Genomic DNA, 20293 nt, shown 5'->3' with positions numbered 1-20293 from the left:
TCCTTCACCTGCTTCCCGGCCGCCGACCGATACCGGATCTTGTACGGGTGAGGACACTTCGACCACCGCGACCGCGGATGCTCACACTCCTTGAAAAACGACCCCATCCCACGAACCAGGGAGCGCCTCTGCAAAGTTCACCACCAAGACACTGTTTGCGTTCACAACTGCGGATTTCCTGGCATGGGCCAACCCAAAAGAGCTTCATCCGCCCATCACTCGCTGCTGCTTCACCCAAGCTTCAACCTCTGACACTTTGAACCGTATCTTGGCATTCGGGCCTGTTCCGAATCTGTAGATTGCCAGCCCAGAACGCGCGGCATTCTTATAGAGCCATGAGATGGACACGTTCAAATACTCAGCCGTTTCCGGGACATCCATGAAGCGCACCGACGTAGTCTCTCCTGAGTTGGCATACATGACCATCCAGCGAACCCGGAGAACTCCCATAATGCGCGTCAGGGGCTGCTCTCCGGAGCCTGCATCAATAGTCCGCAGAATTGCCGGTTTGGCTAACCGCCGACCGTCGGCTATGTTGCGTCCCCGTCGCGGCGAACACGCCCCCAGAGGCGGCAACCGGCAACTGAAACGGGCGATGCTCCTCTCCGCGTTCGCGGCCCTCCACCATCCCGCCTCCCGGGCCTACTACGACCGCTGCCGAACCCGCGGCAAAACCCACACCCAGGCCCTCCTCCGTCTCGCCCGCCACCGCATCAGCGTCCACTTCGCCATGCTCCGCGACGGAACCTTCTACGAACCCAGAAGCCCTCGCGCCGCTTGACGAAAGACATAGAGGCACCCCCCAGCGACGGAAGCTGAAGGCAGGCAGTGCCCAGTCAGGCGGCTGACCGCCGGCCCGGAGAACATCGATGGTGTATCTCCTGGCCGGGCTAACCGGGTAGGGCAAGACCACGTACGCGATGCAGCGGCTCGAGTCGGCCGGGGCGGTACGGCTGTCGGTGGACGAGCTGGTGCACGCCCGGCATGGCCGCTACGACGTGGACTATCCGGAGCGGGACTGTTTCGCCAGAAAGGCGCCGGTGGTCGCCGAGGTCCGCGAGCACCTGACCCAACTGGTCACCGCCGGCCGGGACGTCGTGCTGGACCACGGGCTGTGGCTGCGCTCCGCCCGCCAGGAGTGGAAGAAGCTCGTCGAGGAGGCGGGCGGCCGGTGGCGGCTGTTGCACTCCCTGTCTCCCGCGAGGAGTTGCTGCGGCGTCTGGAGGACCGTAACCGGCGCGACGACGCCAACGCGCTGGCTGTCACGGAATCGGCGCTGGGCAACTTCTACGCCGGTTCTAACCTCCTCGTGATGAGGGCGAGGAAGTCATCGAGCCCGGCTGGCTCTGATCCGTCCCCGATACTGAAGGCCGCCAGCTCGTGACCAACTGCGTCCACCAGGTGGGAGCGGCTTCCAGTGATACCGGCCGCAAGTGCGGGAAGTCGACCGCGTTCCGGCGGTTAGCGGTTCGCCCTCGCCTGCAGAGCAGGGATGGCGGCGATCTTGGACGCGTCGAGGTGGTCCCAGAAGATGCCCTTCGGCCGACGCGGGGCAGTGCACTCGATCACTGCTTGGGGCGTAATAACCAGGTCAACGTTCACGTCGTGGTCGGTGACCGGAATCGGAGAGTCGATCACCTGGAGCGAATGGACTGTAGTGACGACAAGGGTGCTCGGACCCACGAGTCCAGCTTCCGTCAGAAGGGCAAACTCCAGATCTGAATAGCCGGCTCCCTTACCAATTCGAGCGCCATCGCGGTTGACTGCCACGCTCCCGAGGACGACGACGTCCACCGGCTTCAAGGCATCGACTTCTACGGTGGGAGCGACCGTTGCCGCGACCCGGCTCGCTGCAGCTTCAAGTGGCGGGACGTCCAAGGTGGCAGGGTCGAGCAGATAGAACGGCTTGAGCGTGGCAAGCTTCGGCACCGCCATGTAGACGAGCTTGCCGTCCTCCAGAGCACGGGCCCGTACCGGAAGTTGCGCCTTGTCCGGCACGGCCTTGATGACCCTGGACATCTCCCACGCGTCCAATTCCGCCAGACGCGCCGCGGCCTGATCCGAGCCCTTGAAGTTGGGGATACGGCCGTGCGCTGTGTCGTCGTAGACCGCGTCTGCTGCGTCGAGAGCGTCCCAGACCTGGGTCCGTACAAATTGCTTGGCGTCGTCGTGCTTCGTCGGCACCCAGATTCTCCTCACGCTTACGTCGTTGCCATGAGAGCGAACAGCCGGTCATGGACGTCGGCGACGATCTGTTCCTGCCGCCAGGATCTCAATTCACGCGCCGCCCGGAAGACCAAGTTCAGCCCTCCCCCGCCTCGGGTCTCCTCTAGCTCCGCGATGGCCTCGGTCAGCGTAGCCACGGCTGCGTCGATCTCGTTCTGACGGATGTAGGCGAGGGTAAGGTTCCCCAGCACGATCGCGCGTGACTTTCGTCGATCCTGCGGTTCGGCGGCCGTGGTCTCCAGGAACTCTTGTGCGCGTCGGTGCTTCCCGAGGGACAGATAGCACGACCCCGCCAGGCGGCCGAACTGCGTTGAGGACACAAGGTCGGCGGCAGCATCCACCCCGTCTGTGCTGTCGAACTGCTGCTGTGCTTCGGCGAGGGCCCTCTCGCAGTCATTCGCCTCGCCGAGCATGGCGTGGGCTTCGCCGACGTGGAGCAGCGCAAGGCCAGTCAAGGCTGGGCTGGTGGACCGCGCAGTCTCCGCGGCCCGGATGGCCAGGGCCAAACCACTCCGGGGATCCTGAGCTCCGTAGAGCGCCACATAGCAGGTTCTCAGGAGGGCTCGTCCTTCGAGCGTGTGATCGCGTAGTCGCCGGGCAACTTGGACGCTCTCGTCGTAGTAGCCACGTGCCGTCGCGTGGTCCCGCCGCTGTGAGGCATCCCAGACGAGTTGGCCCATAAGTGTGAGGGCGTCAGCCTGAAGCCCTAGGAGTTGTCGCTCCGCTCGCCCATGCGGGGCTCTCCGCGCCATGTAGGTGATCAGGCTGAGTTGCTCTCCGCCCTTCGCTAGCAGGCTGGCAGACGGTGCCTGGTCATATCGGGCGGCAAGGTCGTCGAAGGCGTGTCGCAGGTCGGCTGCCGTCGTCAGGTCCACCTTGGCAGTGTCGGAAGGTACGCCGGTATCGACCGTCTGCTGGCCGCCCGCTTGTTCGTTCTCGTCCGTCAGGAGGTCGACGAGTGCTGCAACGGAGACCTGGAGGGCATCAGCGAGATTTGGGCGCATCCACGGCTGAGGCGAGGCCGTACCCATCTCCCAGCGGACAACCGTGGAGCGGTCCACACCCAACTTCTCAGCCAGGGCTTCCTGCGTGAGGCCGACAGCTCGACGTCGATCGGCAAGGCACTGCCGTCTGCGTGCCATTACTTGGACCCCCAAATCCCTTCGACGTCGCGCATGGTGCAGACCCCCAGGTCATGCCCGTCGATGCCACATGGATGCATCACCTGCGCATCAAATCTGCTCTGGCGACGCTGGAGTTGGGCCGCTTGTGTGGAAGCCCAGAGTCCACACGACGAAGGACCATAATGGTGTTGGTCGCCCGCACTGATGCCCCCTGGCGTGACATAAGGCTAGGCCGCCATCTCGCTGCGCATGCGCTGCAGCGCCTGGGCTGCAGCGTCGTATGCCGCCGACAGCCGGCCTGCAGCCGTCCGCATGATGCGCTGGAGCTGGTGAGGCAGCCGCTGTGCGACCGCTTCGCGAACAGCAATGTCCAAGGACTCCGCCGCGCCGTTGCGGTCGTCGGCCAGCAGCTGGACATGTCCAACAGTGACCAGCTCGATTACCCGCCACTGCGGCGCCACAGTGGTGGTGGGCGTCGGGCTATGCTCCACCAGCCGTATGGCCTCGTAATTCCGACCGGTTGCGATCAGCCCACGCAGCCGGATCTCGTGCAACGAGAACGGATTGAACAGGCTGGTGTGCTCCACCGTGGACAGGAGGTCGTCTGTCTCCCGCAGCACCTGGTCGAACAGAGTCCCATTGCCCAGCGCACCAGCCGCTCGGGCCAGGAGCGGGAGGCCGGCAGCGCGTGCGTCTTTGTCCGGCGCAAGCGCAACAGCGCGGCGAAGGCGTTCCACGGCCGCACCTCGCAGGCGGGCTTTCCGCAGCTCGTTTCCGTGCATCCGCAGTGCGTACGACGTCATCGCCGTGTCTTCAAAGTACTCGGCGAGCTCCAGGCTCTTGGCCGTCCAATGGGCTGCCGTGCTCAGTCGCTCTTCTGGAAGCACGTTCCCCAGGGCGACGCCAAGCCCCACACGGGCGCGTGCGAGCAGGTGCAGTACGTCGCGTTCGGTATGTCCGTCCTCCACGCGAGCCTCCAGGCGGGCAACCAGTGGCCACAGTTCGGAAACTGCTTCCGCTGCATGACCGGACTGCCGGGCGATCTCGGCGAGCCGGACGGTGGATTCGCCGAACTGCAGCATGGCGCGGTGGTCTGTGTCGGCCACGTCCGTGACGCCAAGGATGTGCGGTGGCAGCCGCAGGCACTCACAGACGCGGCGACGGGACCCGACGTCGTCGAGGCTGCGCTTTCCGAGTTCAAGCGCGGAGATGTAGGTCTTGTCGTATCCGAGGAGTTCACCGAGTTCGGTCTGGTTCAGCCCGTGCACACGGCGGTAGAAGCGCAAGATACCGGCGAGATCTCCTGCTCCCAGCATGACTTCGGCTTGCGGCGTCGCCCAGTGCCACTGCGCATGGCGTGCCGACGGCCGAATAGCAGGGCGGTGTTCATTTCGGTTCTCCGGGGCCTTCCGCTCGGCCATGGCCAGCTACATCCGCTCGTAGTCGTCCAGGTCCGCAGCCTTTTGGCCGTACCAATTGGCCACTGCATGCTTGTAACCGTCCGGCATGTCCAAGGCCGGCACTTGGTCCGCCGTGAACATGCCGAGCTGCTTGTGTTCGTGGCTGACGACGGGAGCTTGGTCGGGAGTGAGGACCGTACAGCCGTAGGTGACGATCAGGACCTTGCGGCCGGGAATCGGCTCGTAGATCCAGACACCGCCATCAATCAGGGGCCCGGCCTTCACTTCCCAGCCGGTCTCCTCCAGCATCTCCCGCTCCAGAGCCGATTCGGGGCTGTCATCGGTCGGTACAGCCCCATCCCGGCTCCCCACCTCCAAGCGGCCTCCGGGCAGCTCCCACTCGTCGCGTTCGTTCTTCAGCAGGAGCACCCGGTGGTGTGCGTCGAGTGCGACGCCCTTCACGGAAACCGGCCAAAGGGGCGGCGTATGTGTCATCACGGTCCTCGTCCTGCGCTGTGCGGTCCCGGCCTCCGGAACGTAGCACGTGACAGGCAACCTCCCGCCCGACTTGGCGAATTGATCGAGTCGACAATCTGTCGCTTTACCGGCCGCGCTACGGCTTCGCACTCTGACCGTACCGACCTCATTCAAAGGAGCACGGCGATGCGCGATGCCCTCACTCGCCCGGTGACGCTCTTCGCGTCCCACTACCTCGACATTCGCGCATCGCACGCTGCCTATTCAATCGCCGCCCAATTGCAGGACACCGGCCTGGTGACCATCGACGGGCTCACATCCCGCGCCGCGGTCCTGGGCTTGGCCACCAGGTTGATGTGCATCACGCCACACCCCCACAGCGACCCGGACGGGCTGACCGCCATTCACGACACCGGCGTCCACGCCCACCGCGCGGGCTTCGCCGGGCTCGGGCACGGTGACCTGGAAGCGCACACCGAGCGTTCTGGCGTCCCGAACCCGCCTCGTCTCATGCTCCTCGTCTGCCTGTGCTCCGCTGCCGAGGGCGGGGATGTCCTCTTGGCCGACGGGCACGACGTCCTCGCTAGCCTGTCCGCCGCCAGCCGTGAAGCACCCGTCATGCTCTCCAAGCCCAGAACCGCGTACTTCGGTGCCGGCGCCGGGCACCCCGCCCAGGTGTTCACGGTCCACGCCGACGGCAGGGTGTCGGTTCGCCTGCGGCAGGACGGCCTGGTGCGATGGAGTCCGGTCGTCCACCCGTATCTGCCCTCCCTGCGCCGGGCGGTCGCAGGCTGCCAACGTCGGCTTCGCCTCCAACCGGGCCAGGGATACCTCGTGGACAACCATCGCTGGCTGCACGCCCGGACCCGCTTCTCCGGCAATCGCCTGTGCCTCCGCGCCCTCGGAGAACCGCGCGCCCCCATGCCAGAGGGCTTCGCACCGGACTCCGTCGGTATCCGCCTTCCCAAGACCAACGAGACCGTCTGATGTCCTCTATCCCCCGACGCGCCATTGGTCTGTCCCGCCACCCAACGACTTGTCGCGGGGACAGTTCCAGCGCCGCGCGACGCAACGACGCCGCATGCCGCGCTCCCCTGCACCGCCCACCAGGGAGGGCCCCGATGAGCCCTGCACCAGGCGTCGCACCGTCCGCAGCCAAGCCGAGTCGGTTTGATGTGACAAGGAGTTGTGTCATGCGTCTTCCGCTGGCTTCCGGTCGCGACGCCCACCAGCGGGTTGCCGCAAGCGGACAGGGCGGTCTCGGCGACGAGCCGCGCTCGCAGCGCGATCAGGCAGCGGCCGCAGCGGAGACCGTGGCGCTCGTGCTGGACGAGGAGTCGCCGCTACCGGAGAGCGACAGCGACGTGGAGGAGCTCGCGCGGCGCCTTCGCGGTCACATCAGCCAACTTGGGGTCGAGGTACCGCCGGGAGCGTCCGCGCTGCGCGGCGCGCAGCAGCTCGCTTCGGCGGGTGTCCCTGACGGCTACATGTGCAGCAGAGTGCATCTGGTCAAGCTGGCTCAGGCGACCCAGGAACTTATCGCTGCCGTGCGAACCCACGGCGTTGGTCTTGCGAAGCCGACGCGGAGAGGGCGTTGGTGGAAGCCGCGGATCAACGTGCTGCGCGGCTCGGTCTTCGCTCTTGCCTTCGCCTGCTTGGTCCTGGCCGCTTCGGTGCCTCGGACATGACCGTCACCGGGGCAGTTCTGATCTCGCTGATCCTCGGCACCATGGCGTGGCTGGTTTTCGCGGTGACCGAGTAACCGGCCAGGACGAGGACCTCGCGCCCGGGCAGAACAGGCTTCCCCCGCTCCGGTAACCACCGAGCCTCTCTTACCGACAGTTCCCGGCCGCTACGGCGGCCCCGAAGCCGTCCCCGGATTCGCGGGGACCTACGGAGATCTACACGATGAAGCGCCTTCCGCGTATCGAGCAGTACGGCCTGATCGGCGACATGCAGACCAGTGCCCACGTCTGCGACGACGGTTCGATCGACTGGTTGTGCCTGCCCCGCTTCGACTCGCCGGCCATTTTCGCAAGCCTGCTCGGCACACAGAAACACGGCACCTGGCAGATCGCTCCGGCCTCGCCGCCTCCTGGCCGGTCCGGCTCCGAAGCGGAAGCCAAACGCCGGTACTGCGGTGACTCACTCGTCCTCGAATCGGTGTGGCGCACCCCGAGCGGCTCGGTGCGCGTCCTGGATTTCATGCCGCCACGCGACGGGGCACCCCAAGTGATCCGGATCGTCGAGGGCCTCACCGGCGAAGTGCCGATGATCTCGGCCATGCGTCCGCGGCCGGGATATGGCAGCGTCAGCCCGTGGATCCACGAGGTCGGGGGCCGCATGGTCGCGGAGGCCGGCGCGGACGCTCTGTGGCTCGACACCTGCGTCCAGCAGGTGGAGAAGGACGGCGCCATCGTCAGTGCGTTCGCTGTCGCCGCCGGGCAGAGCGTGGCTTCCGTGCTCAGTTGGTGCCCATCCCATGCAGCGGCGCCTGACGTTCCCGACCCGGAGGGCGCGCTCACCGAGACACTCGCCTTCTGGCGGGAGTGGGCGCAGGAATGCACCTACGACGGCCCCTTCCGCGAGCCCGTGGTTCGTTCCTTGATCGCGCTGAAGGCGATGACCTATGGGCCGAGCGGCGGGATCGTCGCGGCGCCGACCACATCGCTGCCTGAGGAGATCGGCGGCGGACGGAACTGGGACTACCGCTTCACCTGGCTGCGCGACGCCTCCACGACCCTGGCCGCGCTGCTGGGGACCGGGTACCGGCAGGAGGCGCAAGCATGGCGGCGATGGCTGTTGCGTGCGGTGGCCGGTGATCCGGAGAACTTGCAGATCATGTACGGGATCACCGGGGAGCGCGATCTGCGGGAGCGGGAGCTGGCCTGGCTTCCCGGGTACGAGGGCTCAACCCCAGTACGGGTCGGAAACGGGGCGGCGGACCAGCTCCAGCTCGACGTGTACGGCGAGGTGATCGAGACCCTGTACCTCGCGCACCAGAGCGGTGTCGCCCACTGCGCCGACACTGCGGTCCTGCACCAGCGCCTCGTCGAGCACCTGGCGCAGCGCTGGCAGGAGCCTGACGAGGGAATCTGGGAGATCCGCGGGGCACGCCGGCACTTCGTCCACTCCAAGGTGATGGCCTGGGTCGCGGTCGACCGCACCATCCGCCTGGCCGAAGTCGGTGCCCTCGACGTGGACCTGCCCCCCTTGGTCGAGCTGCGGGCCACGATCCACCACGAGGTCTGCACCAAGGGCTTCGACCCGGCACGCAACACCTTCACCCAGTCCTACGGCTCCCAGGAGCTGGACGCCGCCACGCTGCTCATCCCCCGCGTCGGCTTCCTGCCGCCGAACGACCCGCGCGTCATCGGCACCGTGGATGCGGTACGTCGTGAACTCTCCACACCGGACGGGCTCGTGTACCGGTACCCGACCCGCGGCAAGCGCACCGGAGTGGACGGCATGGCCGGCGATGAGGGCACCTTCCTCCTTTGCAACTTCTGGCTCGTCGATGCGCTCGCCCTGACCGGCCGCCTCGGCGAGGCCCACGCCCTGTTCGAACACCTTCTCGCGCTGCGCAGCGACCTCGGGCTCCTGGCCGAGGAGTACGACCCCGTCCAGCAGCGCCAGGTCGGTAATTTCCCGCAGGCGTTCAGCCACATGGGCCTGATCCAAAGTGCCCGGCTCCTTCATCAGCTGGCGACGCAGTCTTCCTGCCACCGAGGCACGGTCGAGGTTCCGGCGCCTCGCTCGGCCCCACGCAACACGCTCCAGACCTGCCCAAGCCTGACGCCGCAGCACGCCTAGCAACCCCACCCCCTGACGAGGATTCCCATGCCTGACAGCGCCTTCCCGGCACGGCCGGCCGCTCCCGGCCACCGCAGACCTCCACGGATCGACACGATCACGCTGCACCGTGTCCGCCGCGCCGTGGCCTTGCCCGTGGTGCTTCTGGCCGCGCTGTTGGGTGCCGCCTTCGCCCTCTGGTCGATGTCTGCGGTAGGTCCCGGCTGGCTCCTGACCGGCCTTGTCTGTGGGCTGGCCGGGGTCGCGCTGGTGGCGGCTCGCGGAGTGCGCACGGCCGCAGGGGTCGTGCAGGCAGCTGTGGAGGAGGCCCAGGCAGCGGCGCTGACTGCGGTCGCCGAGGCAGGGGCGGCCGTCGAGAAGTCGGTGCAGTGGTCGGCGGACGAGCTGTGCCGCGGGGGACGCCCGGCGCTGCCGGACATGCAGACGCCACCGTCGGCCAGTCCGACCGTCGAGATCAACAAGGCGTTGAGTTCCCTCCAGGCGCAGGCCATCGCGTCGTTGATACGTGTGCACGACGAGTCCCAGTCCGTCGTTCTCCTGGAAGTGCTGCGCCGTCTGGCGATGCGCGAGCACGCCCTGGTCGGCAAGGCGCTCCAGGCACTGAGCCAGTTGGAGATGCTGACCGACGACCCGGAGCTGCTTTCGAAGATCTTCGAGATCGATCACCTCGTGACACGGATGCGTCGCCAGGTCGAGAGCACGGCGGTGCTGGGCGGGCAGTCCCTGCGCAGCGTGCGTCGGCCCGTCCCCGTCGCGACGGCGCTGCGCGGCGCGGTCTCCGAAGTTGTGCAGTATCCGCGTGTGGCCGTCGCGGCTGGTTCCGTGGGCGCTGAGCTGGGCCTTCCGGGACATGTGGGTCCGGACCTGACCCACCTTCTGGCCGAGCTGATCGAGAACGCCTGCGAGTGCTCCGATCCGGCAACGAAGGTGACCGTGCGAGCGCAGCGGGTTCCCAACGGGCTGGCGATCGAGGTCGAGGACCGGGCCATCCCTATGCATCCGCAGACACGCGCGCAGATGAACCACCTGCTCAAGGCCCCTGGCGAGGTGGACGTCAGCGGTCAGGTACGAGCGGGACAGCTCGGCTTGCTGGTCGCCGCGAAGATCGCCCAGTCGCACGGGCTGTCCGTTCTCCTCCAGGAGAACGTGACGGGAGGCACCACCGCCCTGGTCGTCATTCCGGCACGGCTCCTCGTCGCGATTCCCTCGCTCGAGGACTCGGGCGTGCTCCCCAGGAGACCCCACCCCTCCGCGCCGCCGCCCCGGCAGAGTGCCACGGCTCCAGCCATCCCGGCGGGCCAGGTACCACGCCCGGGCACCGCAGGGGCGCCGAGAGCCGGAGAGGCAGGTCACTCGGCTGATGCGCCCGCCCTTCCCACGCGTACGCGTCAGGCCGGCTCGTTCCGTCCACCACGCGAGCGGGAGCAAGCCCCCGTGACCGCGGGGACCCCAGGGCTCGCAGCCGCCTTCCGCAACGGCATCCAGGCCGGCGGGACCGCTGGTTCTCCGCCCGCTTCGGCAGAGCAACCCAGGCCCTGATTCTCGCCCTTCCTTCCACGTTCCCAGCGGCCTGTTACATCCGCTGGACCTTCCCCCTTCTGGAGCAATCCCTATGAGCACCCACCCCGCGATGAACAACGTGACCAGCGACGCGCCCGCATCCGAGACGACAGCAAGCGGTCAACGGGACAACATGGCCTGGCTGCTGCGTCACTTCACCTCCGAGACTCCGGGCGTCACGCACGCCGTCCTGCTGTCGCGCGACGGACTGCGGCTGCTGGACAGCGACGTCGACAAGGACTGGGCGGACGAACTGTCGGCCGCACTCAGCGGAGTGGCCTCCCTCGCGACGAACATCACCGGCCCCAGCCACAAGAAGAGGCCGGCCAGGCAAGTCATCATCGAGCGAGACGACTGCCTGTTCTTTGTCCAGAGCGCCGGGTGCAGCGCAGCGTTCGAGGGCCATCCCGGCAACGAACGCGGTGAAGTGGACACGATCCTCGCCGTCATCGCCACCACGGACGCCGACGCGGGCACCGTCGGGTTCGAGATGGGGCGCCTCGTCCAGAAATTCGCTCCTTACATGCAGATCCCCGTCCGCGTCGGCACGGGTGCTGAGGTCCGGTGAGCACACACGGCCGCTCGGCCGAGGAATCGACGTTCGTGCGGACCTACACGCTGACGCGCGGGCGCACCAAGCCGCGGCATCTGCTGGGCTTGGAGACCGTGCTGGACGCCGGGTCGGGGCGGCCGGGCCCGGGGCAGGCCGCGGAGTGCGAAGAGATCCTCGCCCTGTGCCGAGAGCACCGGCGTTCCGTGACCGAGATTGCGGGCCGACTCCGCCGCCCCGTCACCGCCGTCAAGATCCTCGTCTCGGACCTCTTGGACGCCGATGCCCTGGTCGTCTCCGTCACCGATGCCTATACCGCCTCCGACGCAGATGCGGATGAGCGTCCCACCACCCACCTATTGGCGGCCCTCTCCGTGGGCCTGAAGAGGAAGTGGCCCGATGCCGTCGCCTACCCCAAGGCCGGATGACTCGACCGTGGCGCTGCGGAGTCCGTCGCGCCCGCAGGCCGGTGCACCCACTGTGCTGAAGATCGTGATTGCCGGGGGCTTCGGCGCGGGCAAGACCACCGCCGTTGGTGCTGTCAGCGAGATCACGCCGCTGAGCACGGAGGAGTACCTGACCGAGGCGAGCGCTGACGTGGACAGCCTGGCAGGCATCGAGGCGAAGCAGACCACCACGGTCGCCTTCGACTTCGGCCGCCTCAGCCTGCCGGACGCGCCCGTGCCCCTGGAACTGTTCCTGTTCGGCACGCCCGGCCAGGACCGGTTCGTCGACCTCTGGTACGACCTCTCCCGCGGAGCGGTCGGCGCGGTCGTCCTGGTCGACACCCGCCGCCTGGAAGGCAGCTTCACTCCCGTCAGCTTCTTCGAAGACATCGGCCTGCCCTTCGTCGTCGCCATCAACCAGTTCGACGGAGCACACCGCTACCACCCCGAACAGGTCCGCACCGCCCTCGAACTCCCCACCTCTGCGCCGGTGGTCACCTGCGATGCCCGCGACCCGAACCACGTCGCCGGCGTTTTGCTGACCCTCGTCGGCCACGCCGTGAAGAACGCATCGGCAGGCCCCGCTCGCCCAGCAGCCACTACCACCCTCCAGGACGCCTGATGTCATACCAGCCCAACGACCCCTACCTCGTACCGGAGACCGCCCCAGCAACCCGGTCACTGCCGCGATGCAACATGCGAGACATCGCCCTTGGGCCGTCCGTCTCGGCCGACGTTGCCGTCACCGGCCCGCAGGACCAGCAGACGGCCGAACTGGCGCGGCGGTATGAGCTGCTCGAGCGCCTGGGCGTGCCCACCGCTGCCAGCCAGGACTTCGACGAGCTGGCACGCGCCACGGCCACGCAGGCCGGATTCCTGTATGGGTTCGTCAATCTCTTCCTGGAGGAGCAGACGTTCGTCGGGCTGCACCAGCCGCCCGCGGACAGCGGGTACGTCATCGTCGGCCGCACCATGAGCCGCGACCACGGCTGGTGCCCGGAGGTCATGGCCCGCAAGAAGGCCCTCCCGCTGCACGACGTGCACGCCAGCCCGCGCTTCAGCGGCAACCACGTGGTCGACGCGGTCGGGATCCGCTCCTACTTCGGCGCACCGCTCATCCACGGCAGCGGCACCGTGCTGGGCACGGTGTGCGTCATCGACCCCGAGAAGCGGCCCCTGAGCGAGGCCCGACGGCTGAGAGACATCGTGATCAACGCCGGCGCCCAGGTGATGGACCACATCGCCCACGCGCCCGTCCGCTAGGCCGTTCCACCACCCCCACCCGGGAGCCGCAGGCGATCCCCGGCCGCTCCACTGTGCGACCTTCACCCAGGGAGAGGGAGACGACCATGCCCGCCACACCCACCACGCCACCACCGGCGCTGCGTCCCTACCTCACCGCCCGCCACGAGCTGCTGTGGGACGAGGCGGACGCCTTCGCGGAAGAGCACATCGCGCCGCGCGCCGCACGTATGGAGGCCGCTCCGGGCAGGGTGGAGCGCAAGGTCGCCGACCTGATGGCCGCACGGGGCTGGTTCGCTGTCACCGTCCCGGCCGCCTTCGGCGGTCTTGGCGCCGGCCATGTGGCCAAGACGGTCCTGGTCCACCGCATCGCGCGGGTCTCGGCGGCTGCCGCGGCCATCCTGCAGGCCACCCTCATCCCCGTCGGCGGGTTGTTGCACTTCGCCACTTGTGAGCAGAAGGGCCGCTGGCTGCCGCGGGTGGCGGACGGTTCACTTCTTTTGTCGATCGCCGTGACCGAACCGCGGGCCGGCGGACACATCGGCGGCATCGAAACCACCGCCGAACGCGCCGCCAATCAATGGGTGATCACCGGCAGCAAGGTCCACATCGGCAACAGCCATCTCGCGGGAGCCCACCTCGTCGTCGCCCGAACCGCCGAGGCCGGCGTAAGTACTTCCCAGGCGCTGACCGCGTTCATAGTCGAATCCGACCAACCCGGGGTCTCGATTTCCGACCACCGTCCCGGCCTCGGCCTGCACGGCTTCTCCGCCGGTCGCCTCGACCTCGACCACGTCCGCGTCCCCGAGGACAACGTGGTCGGAGAGATCGGCCAGGGGCTGAGCGTGGCCCAGAGCAGCAGCATCCTGTACGGCCGTCCCAACCTGGCCGCAGTCAGCCTCGGTATCCACGAGGCGGTCGTGGCCACCACGACTGCCCGCCTCAAGGCGCGCGCCCGCTACCGAGGCGCCCTGTCCGATCTGCCGGTCCTGCGGGACCGCATCGGTGACATGGAGGCTCGCCTGCGCGCCGCACGAATCCTGGCCTACCAGTCCGTGCACCTCCTCGATCAGGGCCTGCCCTGCGACGCCGACCTGATCAACGCCAAGTATCTCGGCCACCAGTGGGCCATGAAGTCAGCCCAGGACGCCATGGAACTGCACGGCGCCCACGCCCTCGACCGCGACTACGTCCTCCAGCGCCTGTGGCGCGACATCCAGCACACGTACCCACCGGCCGGAACCGGCGAAGTTCAGCGCATACGTCTGGCCGACGCCGCCTTCGACGAGGACCACATCCAGTGGTCCGAACGCCTCGCCGCCGAAGCGGCCTGGGCACGACCCGACCCCACCGCCGCATGAGCCCCCGTGCGCGGCACCCCGTAAATCCAAACCGCCGCGCACGGGCCCATGTCGTCGGCCCCCGTCCCCCGCGGGGGCCGACGGCACCCCCTCCGGTGACCGTCCACCCAGCCGAGAAAGAGACACACGTGACCCCGCCCGTGACGACCAGCGCACCGATCACACCCCTGACGCCGACCCTGCAGCGCGTCGCCCAGCACCTCGCAGACGACCTCACCCCCCGAGAAGTCGCCACTAGGACAGGGCTGTCGGCCGTTACCGTCCGCCAGTACGTCCGCGACATCCGGGAGAGCCTCCACTGCCCGCCCCGCTGCAAGCCCCCGGTGATCGTGCACCGCCTGTTCGCCGCCCAGCAGGTCGCCCCACCCACAACGGACAGGCCAACGCCCAAGCTCAGCCCGGAGGAGCAACTGCTGCTGCAGGCCGTCGCTGAGCACAGCAATCCCCACGACATCGCCGTCGCCGCCAAGATCGCCCCCGCCGACGTCCGAGCGGCACACGACGAACTGCTCGACAAGACCGGGGCGGCCAACACCACCCAGCTCGTCGTCCTTGCCCACGCGTGGGGTCTGCTGGGCACCAGGCCGGCCGACACGATGGAGAGCGGAGCGAGCCAGTGAACGCGTCACCCGTTTCTGTTGCCACCAAGCCCTCCCACGCCTCCCTGCACCGGCGCTCGACGGCGTTACCGGCCGTGTACGAGATGCGGACACTGTGCACCGACGCCGAACGAGACGAGGCAGCCGCACTCGTCCAGGACCGTCAACGCTGGCTCACTATGCGCGGCATGCCTATACCCGCCCGAGCCGACATCCCGGCTCTGTTCCGCGACCCGCAGGCCAAGCCGGCCGGACTGTTCGAGGACGGGCTGCTGCTGGCCTGCATGATCCCGCAGCGCGGGCCCCACCTCCGATGGGGCGAGGGCCCGTGCCTCTTCCTGGGCTGCGTCCACACCCTGCCCGACCGCTCCGACGACACCATCCGGCTGATCACTCTGTGGGTCTCCGACTTCGCCGCCCGGCTCGGCGTACCGCTCGTGCGGGCCGAGGTCTTGGCCCGCCATCCTCTCGACGTTGATCCGATCGCCACATTCCTTCATCGGCTCACCGACATGGGCTGGGACCTGCGAGGATCCGGCACCGGGCAGCACGATGAGCGAGTCGCTCGCCTCGAACTCACCGCAGAGCGCCGGCCTGGGCTGAGCGCGCTCATCGGCTGCCGGGTCCACGAGCCGCGTTCCGCCGCAGACCAGCGGGGCATTGCGTGAGGACCGCCGAACCGCTACGGCCGGACCTCGCCCGCGAACTCATCGTCCGAGCCGCACAGTCGGCAGCGCGCCGGGCCAAGCGCGTGCACAACCACCTCGACGCCGTCCAACTCGGCCAGGACCGTCACGCCGACCACGCCGACACCAAAGTGCTGCGCCGCATCCTGGCCGAACACGACTGGCCCGGCCACCGCCTCGTCGGCCCCGAGGCGGCACGTGCCGCCTGGAGCATCGCTCTTCACGCCGACGGCGAGCCCGACTTCCAACGGGCGGCCACCACCCTTCTGAAGCGCGCAGTCCAGGACGACGACGCGCGCATCCAGCACTGGGCCCACCTTCACGACCGTGCCCTGGTCAACAGCGGGCGACCACAAGAGTTCGGGACCCAACTGGTCCTCAACGCAACAGGGGTTGAGCTGTGCCCGCTGCGCGCACCGGAGTCCCTGGACCAGCGAAGGGCCGCCGTCGGGCTGCCGCCGATCGGCGTCGCCCTGGAGAAGGTGCGGCGCCCATACGCCCCGGATCGCCATGCCGGCGACTCCCCGACCGTCGTGCTCGCGGGGGCCGCATGACGCAGCGGGCCCCACAGGCTCCACAGACCCAACGCTCTTCCGCAGACCCCCTTACCTGAAAGGACCGTTGAAGTATGAAGCTCACTACCGCCGTCCTCGCTGCCGGCGCCGCCGTCTCCCTCACCACCGCCGTCATCGGAGCCGCCCGGCTCAGGCAGGACGCGCGGCACCAGGCCGAGCGAAACGAAGTGGCCGTCGCGCGGAACCAGCTCGACTGGCTGACGCAGATGTCCACCAACCCCGACCTCGCCAAGCTCTGGACGCCCGAGGACATCGACGTCGAGGAGTACATGCAGCTGCTCCATGCCAACCAGCAGATCTGCACCCTCAGCCTGCGTGACCGGCTGGGCTTCGTTCGCCACGGACAACTGCCCTTCTACGCCTCGATGCTCATGAACAGCGACGTCTGCAGGCGGTACTGGGCCCGTTTCGGAGACCTCCGCGCCCAGGAGGCCGAGGGCGACGAGCGCGCCGAGCACTTCACCGAGGTCCTGGACAGGGCTGCGAAGACCCACTCGCGGGCGCAGCCCGCAGCAGCCTGACGACACGGCTCACACCGACTCCCAGACGCCTTGGAGCAGGCGACATCGTCGCCCCGCCACCGTCTGGCACCAAGTTCCGGGTCCCGACCGGGCCCGGGATCCCGCACCACCCATCGCCACTAGGAGGCAAGCATGACCGCCGTGCAGACGGAGAGGCCGACCGCCACCGCGCAGTCGGACCTCGCAACCATCGACGAGACCGACCCCTTCGGGCTCGAGATCACCTTCATCGAGGGCACGCCGGCGACCGAGACGGTCCTGATGTGCAGCACGGGCGACACCTGCGGCAGCTCCTGCCCCAGCGCCTGCACCACCTCGTAAGCCGGTCCGATCCGGCAGCGCGGGCCGGGCGGGGCTTCCCGTCCGGCCCGCCTCCCGCCCCGTCACGAAGGAAGAAGGGAGAGCGGTGATGACACGGGTACGTCCCAGCCTGTACCAGGGCGCGGGGCAGGCGATGCTGCGCGCCGCGGTGCACGTCACCGAGCCCGCCATGCCGCCCTGGCCGGCATCCACCGCATCGGTGGAACCGTGGCGTGCGTGGCTGAGCAGCGTCTGGTCCGACGATGCCTTTCGGCAGACGGTGACCGACGCCAGCCCCGACCTCGCCGGACAGGTGCAGGCCATCATCGACGGCCGCACGCCGAAGCCGCGCCGGGTTCGCCGTGCTGCTCTGGCCACGGCTCGCTACGCGATCCGGTACGCACACCGCTCCACCCCCTACGGCCTGTTCGCCGGCGTCGCCCTGCTCGGCTTCGACCAGTCGACATCCGTGCGCTTCGGAGAAGACCACCAGGCCGTCGTGCGCCCCGATCCGGCCGGTCTCGACGAGATGCTCAGCGCCTGGGAGAGCGACAGCACTCGCATGGCCGACACGGCGGTCTGCGTCAACACGCTGGCCCGGCAGCGTAACGAGCACATCCACGTGCCGTCCGAGGGCGACGCCGAGTTCCGCCTCGCCCTGAACCCTGCGCTGCGCCTCGTGCTCAACCTGGCCCGCTCCCCGATCGAATATCGCCAGCTGGCCGACAAACTCGCCGCGGAGTACCCGGCTGTGAGCGACGCAGCGCGCCACCGGCTCCTGGGCGAACTGCTGCGGGTACGGCTGCTGCGCTCCTCGCTGCGCGCACCAGCCACCGCCGTCGACCCCTCAGACGCCCTACCGCACGCGGTCCGCGCCCAGGCAGACCGGCTGCGGCCAGCATGCGACCTGCGGCTGGATGCCGACGTGCGGCTGCCCGAACAAGTGCTGACCGAGGCAGGGACGGCAGCGACCGTGCTGGCCCGCCTGGCCACTCATCCGAACGGGACACCGACCTGGCGTCGGTGGATCGAGCAATTCACCGAGCGCTACGGCGAGAACATCCCCGTTCCGGTAGAGGTGGCCACGGACTCCGACCGGGGCGTGGGCTTTCCGGAAGGGTTCGTTACCGTGAACGAACCGCCCCGGCCGATGTCCCGGCGCGACCGCCTGCTGCTGGAGCTGGCCGGCACCGCCGCCGCCGAGGGCAGGCGCACGGTGGCCCTGACGGGCGCGATGATCGAGGAGCTGGAAGCCGCAGCCGCCGAGAAGCCACACCATCCGGCGCCCCATCTCGAACTGGCCGCTCAGGTGCACGCCTCCTCCGTCCAGGCCCTCAACCGGGGGGACTTCCGGCTGCGGGTCCTGACCGTCTCCCGCTCGGCCGGTTCGATGACCGGACGGTTCTGGCACCTCTTCCCCGGCGCCGAGGAGGCGTACGCGCACCTGCCCACCATCGATGCGGAGGCGGAGCTGGCACAGCTGGCCTTCCACGCCGGGCGGGTGCCGGCCGACCTGCTCACCCGCGCGCCGCAGGCACTGCCCCGCGTCGTCAGTGTCGGCGAATTTCGCCACCCTGGCCCGAACGTCCTCTTCCCCGGCGACCTGTCGGTCACCGTCGCCGACGGCCGCCCCCAGCTCATGGAGTCCGCGACGGGCAAGCGGCTGGAGCTGCTGGCCCCCACCGCCATCAACTTCCTGTGGAACAACTACACCCCGCCGATGGCCCGCTTCCTCGGCGAGATCAGCCGGGCCGTCTCCCCGCAGGTGACCTGGTTCGACTGGGGCGCCGCGTGGACCCTGCCCTTCACCCCGGCGCTCACCTATCGACGCACCATCCTCACCGCCGCGCGGTGGAAGATCCGCAGCCGCACGCTGCCTGCCCGCACCGCACCACTCCAGCAGTGGGCAGACCAACTCCACGCCTGGCGTGCTCGGTTCCGGGTGCCGGAGCGGGTCCTGCTCGCTGAGGACGACCAGCAGCTGCCCCTCGACCTCAGCCGCGACGTCGCCCTGGACCTCCTGCGCGCGCACCTGGACGCCAGCCCCTTCGGCATCGCCACCCTGCACGACGCGCCCCCGCTGGACGCCGACGGGTGGATCGGCGGCCGGGCCCACAGCATCGTCGTCCCCCTGGCCAGGCGCTCATGACCACGACGATCGTGCCCCGTACGCAGGACCTGTCCGAAGGCGCCCTGGGGATGGCCCTGCTCGACATCGAGCGCGGGGACCTGTCCACCGCCCGCCGCCACCTCGCTCAGGCCACCGTCCGAGGGGTGAGTACCGGCAGCAACGCCAGCCTCTTCCACGGCGCACCCGCCCTGGAGTTCGTCCTGGCCCGTGCCCACGGGGCCGGCGACGACGTCCGCGCGGCCGTCGACCGCGTCGTGGACGCCCGGCTCGCCGCCGCCCACCGCCGTCAGGCGGCCGGCGCGCTGCCCCACCTCGCCGAATGGGACCTCATCCGCGGCCTGACCGGACTCGCCGCACTGCTGCTGTCCCGCCGCCCGATCGCGCCCCGGCTGCCCGACGTGCTCGCCTGCCTCGTCGCGCTCGCCCACCCCGCCCGTGGTGAAGGCCGGATCCTGCCTGGGTGGTGGTCGCTGGTCGGCCCCGATGGGAAGAGGATGGTCGGCGGCCACGGCAACAACGGCATGGCCCACGGCATCGCGGGGCCTCTGGCTGTGCTCTCCCTCGCCCTGCGCGCCGGAGTCAGCGTCCCCGGCCAGGAGGAGGCCGTCGGCACATTCGCCACCTGGCTCGACCGGCACGGCGCCCACTACTGGTCCACCGCAGCAGACCTGGAGGCCGACCAGCCGCCCGCAGCGGAACCGGCCCGCCAGTCCTGGTGCTACGGCCAGCCCGGCATCGCCCGCGCCCAGCAGCTCGCCGCGCTCGCCCTCGGCGACACCGCCCGGCGCCAAGCGGCCGAGGACATCGTCGAGACCATCCTGACCGACCCGCTGCGGCTCGCCCGCATCACCGACTCGACCCTCTGCCACGGCTGGGCCGGCCTGCTGACCCTCACCCGCGCGGTCGCCGCCGACAGCCCCGCACCCGCACGCTTCACCCCGATCATCCAGGACCTGCACCGACGGCTGGCCGCCGTTCTCGACCAGCAGCAGACCAAGCTCTACACCGGGGTGAAGTTCCGGCAGGGCTCGGCGTGGGAGTGGCTGTACCTGTACCTGGCCTGCGTGCTGCCCAACGGCCTCTCCCGCCTGCCGGGCCAGCGCCCCGGATTCACCCCGCACTTCGGGTGGGGCTCCATGGCCGCCCTCGACGCCGGGTCACTCGCGTACCTGACCATCCGCGAGGGCGAGGACGACAAGGGCCGGTACTGGGAGGTCGGCGTGATCGGCCACGGCGAGGGCGGCGCCGACCTCGCCGAGCGCGTCGTGAGCGAGATCCGCGC

General features: G+C 68.9%; 22 protein-coding genes and 1 pseudogene. 18 read left to right on the top strand and 5 right to left on the bottom strand.

Going from position 1 to position 20293, the window contains the following annotated elements; genetic code table 11:
- Nucleotides 1-204: 204 nt before the first annotated feature.
- Entirely contained in the window at nt 205-381 is a 177-nt protein-coding gene (locus AB0B29_RS37620; protein ID WP_362247254.1) for a helix-turn-helix domain-containing protein, read from the bottom strand.
- 169 nt (nt 382-550) lie between these two features.
- Here AB0B29_RS37620 and AB0B29_RS37615 point away from each other — a divergent pair.
- Both AB0B29_RS37615 and AB0B29_RS37610 read left to right on the top strand, forming a co-directional pair.
- Nucleotides 551-781 (top strand): annotated as a pseudogene (locus tag AB0B29_RS37615) (IS110 family transposase); the annotation flags it as partial.
- Between the two features lie 139 nt (nt 782-920).
- Nucleotides 921-1313: an AAA family ATPase gene (locus AB0B29_RS37610; protein ID WP_362247250.1), complete on the top strand. Its 393-nt coding sequence runs from the start codon at nt 921-923 to the stop codon at nt 1311-1313.
- A 148-nt stretch (nt 1314-1461) separates the two neighbouring features.
- Here the strand turns inward: AB0B29_RS37610 and AB0B29_RS37605 are convergent, their stop codons facing one another.
- The 4 genes from AB0B29_RS37605 to AB0B29_RS37590 all read right to left on the bottom strand — a co-directional run bounded on the left by AB0B29_RS37605 (nt 1462) and on the right by AB0B29_RS37590 (nt 5245).
- Nucleotides 1462-2184, bottom strand: coding sequence for a 5-formyltetrahydrofolate cyclo-ligase (locus AB0B29_RS37605; RefSeq protein WP_362247248.1), 723 nt, complete (start codon nt 2182-2184; stop codon nt 1462-1464).
- Between the two features lie 17 nt (nt 2185-2201).
- A complete protein-coding gene (locus AB0B29_RS37600) occupies nt 2202-3368 on the bottom strand; it encodes a helix-turn-helix transcriptional regulator (RefSeq protein ID WP_362247246.1) in 1167 nt (388 codons plus the stop codon).
- A 209-nt stretch (nt 3369-3577) separates the two neighbouring features.
- The gene (locus AB0B29_RS37595; protein ID WP_362247244.1) at nt 3578-4771 is read right to left on the bottom strand and encodes a helix-turn-helix domain-containing protein; all 1194 of its coding nucleotides are present in this window, start codon (nt 4769-4771) and stop codon (nt 3578-3580) included.
- 6 nt (nt 4772-4777) lie between these two features.
- Nucleotides 4778-5245, bottom strand: a complete 468-nt coding sequence (locus AB0B29_RS37590; protein ID WP_362247252.1) for an NUDIX hydrolase — start codon at nt 5243-5245, stop codon at nt 4778-4780.
- A gap of 168 nt (nt 5246-5413) precedes the next feature.
- On the opposite strand from AB0B29_RS37590, the gene AB0B29_RS37585 reads away from it, so the two are divergent.
- The 16 genes from AB0B29_RS37585 to AB0B29_RS37510 form a co-directional block, all read left to right on the top strand.
- Nucleotides 5414-6214, top strand: coding sequence for a TauD/TfdA family dioxygenase (locus AB0B29_RS37585; protein ID WP_362247243.1), 801 nt, complete (start codon nt 5414-5416; stop codon nt 6212-6214).
- Nucleotides 6215-6420: 206 nt separating this feature from the next.
- The gene (locus AB0B29_RS37580; RefSeq protein WP_362247241.1) at nt 6421-6915 is read left to right on the top strand and encodes a DUF6415 family natural product biosynthesis protein; all 495 of its coding nucleotides are present in this window, start codon (nt 6421-6423) and stop codon (nt 6913-6915) included.
- Nucleotides 6916-7135: 220 nt separating this feature from the next.
- Nucleotides 7136-9040, top strand: a complete 1905-nt coding sequence (locus tag AB0B29_RS37575) for a glycoside hydrolase family 15 protein (RefSeq protein ID WP_362247239.1) — start codon at nt 7136-7138, stop codon at nt 9038-9040.
- A 27-nt stretch (nt 9041-9067) separates the two neighbouring features.
- Nucleotides 9068-10579 (top strand): sensor histidine kinase, encoded by a 1512-nt coding sequence (locus AB0B29_RS37570; protein WP_362247237.1) that lies wholly within the window; start codon nt 9068-9070, stop codon nt 10577-10579.
- Nucleotides 10580-10652: 73 nt separating this feature from the next.
- A complete protein-coding gene (locus AB0B29_RS37565) occupies nt 10653-11168 on the top strand; it encodes a roadblock/LC7 domain-containing protein (protein ID WP_362247235.1) in 516 nt (171 codons plus the stop codon).
- Complete coding sequence (locus tag AB0B29_RS37560) at nt 11165-11578, top strand: DUF742 domain-containing protein (protein ID WP_362247233.1); 414 nt, start codon at nt 11165-11167, stop codon at nt 11576-11578. Before AB0B29_RS37565 ends, AB0B29_RS37560 begins: the two co-directional genes overlap by 4 nt.
- A gap of 52 nt (nt 11579-11630) precedes the next feature.
- Entirely contained in the window at nt 11631-12218 is a 588-nt protein-coding gene (locus tag AB0B29_RS37555) for a GTP-binding protein (protein WP_362247231.1), read from the top strand.
- Entirely contained in the window at nt 12218-12859 is a 642-nt protein-coding gene (locus AB0B29_RS37550; RefSeq protein ID WP_362247229.1) for a GAF domain-containing protein, read from the top strand. The genes AB0B29_RS37555 and AB0B29_RS37550 overlap by 1 nt, the downstream gene beginning before the upstream one ends.
- A gap of 86 nt (nt 12860-12945) precedes the next feature.
- Complete coding sequence (locus tag AB0B29_RS37545; protein WP_362247227.1) at nt 12946-14199, top strand: acyl-CoA dehydrogenase family protein; 1254 nt, start codon at nt 12946-12948, stop codon at nt 14197-14199.
- 128 nt (nt 14200-14327) lie between these two features.
- Nucleotides 14328-14819 carry a DNA-binding protein gene (locus AB0B29_RS37540; RefSeq protein ID WP_362247225.1) on the top strand — a complete coding sequence of 164 codons (492 nt, stop codon included), beginning with the start codon at nt 14328-14330 and terminating at the stop codon, nt 14817-14819.
- A gap of 167 nt (nt 14820-14986) precedes the next feature.
- Nucleotides 14987-15466 (top strand): hypothetical protein, encoded by a 480-nt coding sequence (locus AB0B29_RS37535; RefSeq protein ID WP_362247223.1) that lies wholly within the window; start codon nt 14987-14989, stop codon nt 15464-15466.
- Complete coding sequence (locus AB0B29_RS37530) at nt 15463-16038, top strand: DUF6624 domain-containing protein (RefSeq protein ID WP_362247221.1); 576 nt, start codon at nt 15463-15465, stop codon at nt 16036-16038. Before AB0B29_RS37535 ends, AB0B29_RS37530 begins: the two co-directional genes overlap by 4 nt.
- 74 nt (nt 16039-16112) lie before the next feature.
- Entirely contained in the window at nt 16113-16580 is a 468-nt protein-coding gene (locus tag AB0B29_RS37525; RefSeq protein ID WP_362247219.1) for a DUF6082 family protein, read from the top strand.
- 132 nt (nt 16581-16712) lie between these two features.
- Complete coding sequence (locus AB0B29_RS37520; RefSeq protein WP_362247217.1) at nt 16713-16901, top strand: FxLD family lanthipeptide; 189 nt, start codon at nt 16713-16715, stop codon at nt 16899-16901.
- 88 nt (nt 16902-16989) lie between these two features.
- Nucleotides 16990-19029 carry a lantibiotic dehydratase family protein gene (locus AB0B29_RS37515; RefSeq protein ID WP_362247215.1) on the top strand — a complete coding sequence of 680 codons (2040 nt, stop codon included), beginning with the start codon at nt 16990-16992 and terminating at the stop codon, nt 19027-19029.
- On the top strand, nt 19026-20293 hold a 1268-nt coding region (locus tag AB0B29_RS37510; protein ID WP_362247213.1), incomplete at its 3' end, for a lanthionine synthetase LanC family protein. The genes AB0B29_RS37515 and AB0B29_RS37510, both read left to right, overlap by 4 nt.

It is taken from the genome of Streptomyces tibetensis (assembly GCF_040647715.1).
Taxonomy (GTDB): Bacteria; Actinomycetota; Actinomycetes; order Streptomycetales; family Streptomycetaceae; genus Streptomyces; species Streptomyces tibetensis_A.
The sequence above is the reverse complement of the archived record's forward strand: the minus strand, read 5'-3'. Positions and strand labels throughout refer to the sequence as shown.